Below are 6171 nucleotides of genomic sequence, written 5' to 3'. Positions count from 1 at the left end.
AGTCCGGGTAGGTGGAGAAGCAGCTGACCGTGGTGCCGGTGGGGGGACTCGAGCAGGTCCCTCCCTGCGCCCCCGACAGGCAGGCGGCCACCGTCTGCTTCACGGCCGCGTTGCTGGCGTTGACGTCGGTGATGGTCTGGATTGCCAGTTGGCAGGCGGCGGAGTTGTAGGGCGTGCCGGAGGCGGAGGCGAAGAGGTCGATGTAGGTCTGCCCCCCCCAGGAAGGGGCGGTCTCGTTGTACGGGTTCAACGGTCCCCGAATCGAGAAGGTGACCCCGAGCTGGGTGTTGGGGTTGGCGCTCCCGGTGTTGAAGTTGACGAAGCGGTCGCTGGTGATGGCGTCCTTGAGGAAGCGCTGGCCGACGCAGCCGCGCGACTCCGGCATCATGAAGGTGCTGCCGCTGGCGACCGCGTTGCAGGAATCGCCGCTCTTGCAGTCGGCGGCGCTTGCGCAGGCACGGTTGGAATCGCTGGAGCAGAGGCCGCTGACGAACTTGCCGCCGGTGAAGATCTGCTTCTCTATGTCGAACTTGGAGGCGGTCAGCCAGTTGAGGTAACTCCCCTTGGCCACGAAGCTGGTCAGCGTCCGGGCGGTGTTGTCATACTCGACGCAGACCGTGTTGTTGTTGGCGTCCTTCTTGGTGACCGTGCCTGCGTGGGTGCCGCAGCCGGCCGGAAAGGCGCTGGAGGTCTGCAGGAAGCTGTCGCTGGTCTTGTCGTAGTAATAGTAGATGTCGTTGCCGGAGCTGTCGTTGGTCTGGAAGTAGCCGTTATAGATGTTGGCGGTACCGTCGCTCTTCGTGTCGGTGTAGGTCTGGTCGTAGCAGTAGTAGGGCTGACGGTCAAAGACGCTGCAGGTCTCTCCGGTGGGGCAGTCGGAGTTGAGGGTGCAGGAGGTACCGGTGGTGACCGAGCAGTGCTTCTTCCCCTGGTCCACGAACTCGAGGTCGTACATGGAGGCAGAGTTGTCGATCATCAGCATCAGGTTGGGCGGTATGTTGCCGCTGACGAAGGCCGGGGTAACGCAGTAGTTGTTGCCGGGATCGGCCTGGGAGGCGCCCGGCGACAGCAAAACCATGGACAGCGCCAGCAACGACAGAGCACCTGAAGCGACTCTTCCTCTTATTTCCACCTTGCACCTCGCGAACAAGTCATTTCCTCCACCATCCGAGCGGTCTCGAACGAAGAGGGGCCATCTGCAGCTTCTTATCACACCCGTGACGCGAAATCTACTTGCCCGAAAGCACCTGCTTGGCCACCGCGTCGAAACTCTCGAACGGCTGTGCGCCCACCACCAGGTACCCCTCCAGGTAATCGCCGGATACCTTGCCGATCACAAAGGAAGGGGTGCCGCTGATGCCGATCCCCTGTGCGGCGGTGACCTCCTGCTTGATCTCGGAGGCGTAGCGGTCGCTGTCGATGCAGGCCCTGAACTTGCCCATCTCCACTCCCTGCTCGCCCGCCAGGGTGTTGATCAATTCGGGCGAGAGTTTGGCGGAGTTGGTCATCAACGCGTCCTTCATCGGCCAGAACTTCCCCTGCTCGCCCGCGCAGTGGGCGGCCTCGGCCGCCTTCATGGCGTGGGGATGGAAGGGGAGCGGGAAATCGCGGGTGATGAAGCGCATCTTGCCGGTATCGATGTACTGCTTTTTCAACTCAGGGAAGGTGCCGGTGAAGAAGCGGTTGCAGAAGGGACACTGGTAATCGGTGTACTCCAGCATAACGACCGGGGCGTCGGCTTTGCCCAACGAGAACTCCTTGCCCAGTTTCACCCTCACCCGCTCCGGGGCCTCGGGCTTGGCCGGGGCCTGCTGCTGAACCTGCTTGCCGAGGAGCAGCCGGATCGCCCGCAGCTCATTGATGATGATGTCCCCCTGTTCCTTGGTGATCCCCTCGGCCAGGGCGGTGCCGGAAAGGGCGGCCAGCAATCCCGCGGCAGCCAGTCCGGTAAGTGCGCGTTTCAACATGTACTAGAGCCTCCTGGGTGTGTGCATTGACTCAAATAAAACCCATCCTCACCCTGTCCCTCCCCTTGAAGGGGAGGGGACGCTAGAGGTTCCCCCCTTGATAAAGGGGGGACAGGGGGGATTTGCTTTGACGTTTCTAGCGCGGCCGGCGCGGTCTGCGCCCCATCCTCACCCCGGCCCTCCCCTTGAAGGGGAGGGGGCGTTGGCAGAGAGGCGGCTTGACTTGCCTACTTCAGCAACTCCTTGATCACCTTGGCCTCTTGGAAGCCGGGGGCGATGCGCCCGTCGGGGAGCACCAGGGTCGGGGTGGCGTTGATGCCGATCGACTCGGCAAGGCGCATGGTGTCGTCCACCGCCTTCTTGCCGTCCTGCGGCCCAGGGGCCGGCAGCGACCCGCCGGCGTACGACTTCTCGAGGAGTTGCAGCGAGTTCTCCCCCAGGATCACACGAGCCTTATCGTACGCATGCGGGTGCATCTTGAGCGGGAACATCTTGATGTAGATGGCGAGGTCAGGCTCCATGGTCACCAGCTTCTGCAGCTCGGCGTGCATCTTCGCGCAGAAGGGACACTCAGGGTCGGTGAACACAAAAAGCTTCTTCTTTCCCTTGGGGTTCCCCATCAGCAGCGAGTGGTCACTCTTCAGCTTGGACGGGTCCACCCGCTCCGGGGCCTTGGCGGCCGGCCGGGGCGCGCCCACCGGCTGGCGGGTGGAGATATCGTAGATCTGGCCCCCGATCAGGTGCTTCTTGCCGTAGTCGAGGTAGGCGGTCCCCGTCCTCCCCTCCTTCTCCAGGGTAAGCTCGTAGAGACCACGCACCGCGGCGGGCTTCACCTCCTTGACGACGGCGAGGTCCTTCAGCAGGGTATTGGCTTCCTGTACCGTGATGGAGTGGCAGGAGGCGCAGTCGCCGCCGCAACCGCCGCCGGACATGGCCCGTGCGGGGACGGCGAAAACGAACAGGGCGAGGGCGAGCAGGGCTAACTGTTTCATGACAGACATCGTTTGGTTCCTTTTGCATCTCATGAGGGCACGACAGGCTCAGCAACTTCTGTGCCGCGGCAGGCCGGGGGCCGCGGGGAGGTTCAATCCGTTGCGGATCAAAGGTTTAGTGGTGGAAGATATCACAGGGGGATATGAAAATGCTATGCATTTTTTTCACAGTAGCGGGGTTAACTACGCAAAAAGTCTCAAGCCTTAAGGCACCCCGACAGCAATCCCCCCTGTCCCCCCTTTATCAAGGGGGGGACGCGTTGCGCAGCTTCTGGAGAAAATCGCCCGGGTCCCCTATCCTTCAACGTCCCCTATCCTTCAACGTCCCCTCCCCTTCAAGGGGAGGGACAGGGTGAGGATGGGGTTCTCCGACTACCCCAGGTCGTACTCCTTCAGCTTGTAGAGGAGCGCCCGGTGGCTGATCTCCAACAGCTTGGCGGCGTGGGTCCGGTTGCCGCCGGTCTGCTCCAGGGCGCGGCCGATGAGGGCACGCTCCATCGCCTCGGCTGCTTTCTTGATGGAGAGGGAGTCGCCGTCGTCGGAGGCGCGCCTTCCCAGCCCGGTCCCCCGGCGCACCGTCTCCGGCAGGCAGCTGAGCTCCAGAAGCTCAGACTCGCAGAGGATGAGCCCCCTTTCGATGGAGTTTTCCAGCTCCCGGACGTTGCCGGGCCAGTGGTAGCGGACCAGCGCCTGCAGGGCCCCCGGGCTGGGCCGCACCCTTCCCCGCCCCATCCTCTCGCCGTGCTTGTCGAGGAAATGGTCCACCAGGAGCTCCACGTCCTCGATCCGCTCCCGCAAAGGGGGCAGGGTAATGGCGAAGACGTTCAGCCGGAAGTAGAGGTCCTCGCGGAACCTCCCCTGCGCTACCTCCGCCGCCATGTCGCGGGAGGTGGCCGAAACGACCCGCACGTTGATCCTTTTGGAGGTGGCCGCGCCCAGCCTGCGGATCTCCTCCTCCTGCAGCACCCTGAGCAGCTTCACCTGCAGGGAGAGCGGCATCTCGGCAATCTCGTCCAGGAACAGGGTCCCCCCGTCGGCCTCCTCGAAGAGGCCGGCCTTGTCGTGGGAGGCGTCGGTGAAGGCCCCCTTCACGTGTCCAAACAGCTCGCTCTCCAGCAGGGCGGCGGGGATGGCTCCGCAGTTGATGGCGATGAAGGGGGCGTCCCTGCGCACGCCCTGGTAGTGGAGCGCGCGGGCGATCAGCTCCTTGCCGGTGCCCGACTCCCCCTGGACCAGGACGGTGGTCTTGTGGTCGGCGAGCTTTTGCACCATCTCGAACAGCTCGCCCATCCGGGCGTTCCTGCTGACGATCTCCCCGAAGGAGTATTCCCCCACCACCTGGTTGCGCAGCCGCCGGTTCTCGTCCTTCAGCCGTTCCCGCTCCTCCGCCTTCTTCAGCACCAGGGTGATCTCCTCGCTGTTGAAGGGCTTGGAGATGAAATCGTAGGCGCCGAGCTTCATGCAGTCGATGGCATCGTCGATGGAGCCGTAGGCGGACATCATGATGACGGTGGCGCCGATCCCCGCCTCGCTGCAGGCCGCGAGAAAGCTCCTGCCGTCCATCACCGGCATCCTGATATCGCAGAGCACGAAGGCGTAGGCTCCCTGCTGCAGCCGTTCCAGGGCCTGCTTGCCGTCGGCGGCGGTGTCCACCTGGTACCCCTGCTTCTTCAGCATGACCTGGAGCATGTGGCGGAGGTTCTCCTCGTCGTCCACCACCAGAATTCTCTTTCGTTCAGACACGTTGTGCTCCTTCGCTTACCGGCAGCCGCAGCACGAAACGGCTCCCCTTCCCCAACTCGCTCTCCGCGCTCAGCCTGCCGCCGCAGGACTCGGCGATCCTGGCGGCGATGGCAAGCCCCAGTCCGGTCCCCTTCCCCGGCTCCTTGGTGGTGAAGAAGGGATCGAAGACCAGCGGCAGATGCTCCGGCGGCATGCCTTGCCCGCTGTCGATCACCTCCATGACCACCTCGTCCCCCTCCCGCCGGGCCTTCAGTTGCAGGAGCCCCCCGGTGGGCATGGCGTCCTTGGCGTTCATGACCAGGTTGATGAGCAGCTGCTCCAGCTGGTGCGGATCGGCCTGCACGGCAGGCACCCCGGCCTCGGCCTGCACGGAGACCTCCAGGAGCTTGAGTGCCCCCTGCGCGCCCAACAGTTCCACGATCTTCTCCATGAGCGGCTGCAGCTCCACCTCCTCGCGCCCGGTCGCCTTGGGACGGGCATAGTCGAGCAGCCCCCGGACGATGCGGTCGATCCGGTTCGCTTCCACCGCGATGCGGCGCAGGTAATCGGACTTCTCCTCGTCGTCGGCGAGCTCCTCGGCCAGGATGCCAGTGTAGCCCATGACGGCCGCCAGCGGGGTGCCGATCTCATGAGCCATACCGGCCGCCAGAAGGCCGACCGAGGCCATCTTCTCGGAGCGGATCGCCTCGTTCCTGGCCGCCACGATCTCGGCGTTCGCCCGGTTCAGGGAATCGACCTTCTCCTCGACCTCTGCCCGCTTCTCCCTGAGCGCCAGCACCATGGCGTTGAAGGCGTCGGAGAGCTCGGCGACTTCCGAGCTCCCGGGGATATGGACGGTCTCCTGCAGATCGCCGTCCGCGATCCGCCGGGTGGCCGATACCAGTCTCCGGATGGGGAGCACCACGCTGCGCGACAGCAGGTAGGAACCGAACATGAGCAACAACAGGAAATCCAGCACGAAGTAGGTCAAAACGAGGTGGCGCGATTCCTTGAGCCGCTCCTGCTCCGCCGCCAGCGACAGGGTCAGCCGGGAGGCGCCCAGGATGCGCCCCCCCTCGGTGATGGTCTGGTAGCAGCGCGCGTACCGTCCGTCGCGGGAAAACTGGAAGGAGGAACGCGCGTTCTTGAGGGCTCCCATCAGCTCGGCATCGGGTTCGGACCGGTCGCCCAGGGAGATCACGCCGCGGCCGGTACTGTCCAGCACCAGCAGCCCGGTGAACCCCTTGCCGGTCGAGATGGAGCGCAGGTACCGGTCTGCGGCGGAACCCGGTTCCGGCGCCGTCGGCGGACGGGGCAAAAGTTGATCGATGGAGGAAAGGAGCAGCCTCCCCTCTTCCGCCTTCAGCTGGAAGAGGTCTTTTTCGGCGGTCTTGAAGGAGATCAGGGAAAGCAGCACCCAGGTGAGCACCAGCATGGAGCTCAGGGCGGCCAGGATGTGGAAGATCAGGCTGAAGCGGAAGCTTTTCATG

At 64.2% G+C, this 6171-nt stretch carries 4 protein-coding genes and 1 pseudogene; all 5 read right to left on the bottom strand.

Annotation, left to right across the window (positions count from 1 at the left end):
* Positions 1-1093: pseudogene (locus VJ604_RS03380) on the bottom strand (hypothetical protein); the annotation flags it as partial.
* A 136-nt stretch (positions 1094-1229) separates the two neighbouring features.
* Positions 1230-1967, bottom strand: coding sequence for a DsbA family protein (locus VJ604_RS03375; RefSeq protein WP_324079972.1), 738 nt, complete (start codon positions 1965-1967; stop codon positions 1230-1232).
* A gap of 227 nt (positions 1968-2194) precedes the next feature.
* Entirely contained in the window at positions 2195-2959 is a 765-nt protein-coding gene (locus VJ604_RS03370; RefSeq protein WP_324079971.1) for a DsbC family protein, read from the bottom strand.
* 372 nt (positions 2960-3331) lie between these two features.
* Positions 3332-4702, bottom strand: coding sequence for a sigma-54-dependent transcriptional regulator (locus tag VJ604_RS03365; protein WP_324079970.1), 1371 nt, complete (start codon positions 4700-4702; stop codon positions 3332-3334).
* On the bottom strand, positions 4695-6170 hold the full coding sequence (locus tag VJ604_RS03360; RefSeq protein ID WP_324079969.1) for a sensor histidine kinase: 1476 nt from the start codon (positions 6168-6170) through the stop codon (positions 4695-4697). The genes VJ604_RS03365 and VJ604_RS03360 overlap by 8 nt, the downstream gene beginning before the upstream one ends.
* Between the last annotated feature and the right edge of the window lies 1 nt (position 6171).

The organism is Geomonas sp., from assembly GCF_035254065.1.
In the GTDB taxonomy this organism is placed as follows: domain Bacteria; phylum Desulfobacterota; class Desulfuromonadia; order Geobacterales; family Geobacteraceae; genus Geomonas.
This window is presented reverse-complemented; position numbering and strand designations above follow the sequence as displayed.

Coding starts and splice junctions, on each gene's coding strand:
- VJ604_RS03375 (WP_324079972.1), bottom strand. CDS start 1,967: ATGTTGAAACGCGCACTTACCGGACTGGCTGCCGCGGGATTGCTGGCC.
- VJ604_RS03370 (WP_324079971.1), bottom strand. CDS start 2,959: ATGAAACAGTTAGCCCTGCTCGCCCTCGCCCTGTTCGTTTTCGCCGTC.
- VJ604_RS03360 (WP_324079969.1), bottom strand. CDS start 6,170: ATGAAAAGCTTCCGCTTCAGCCTGATCTTCCACATCCTGGCCGCCCTG.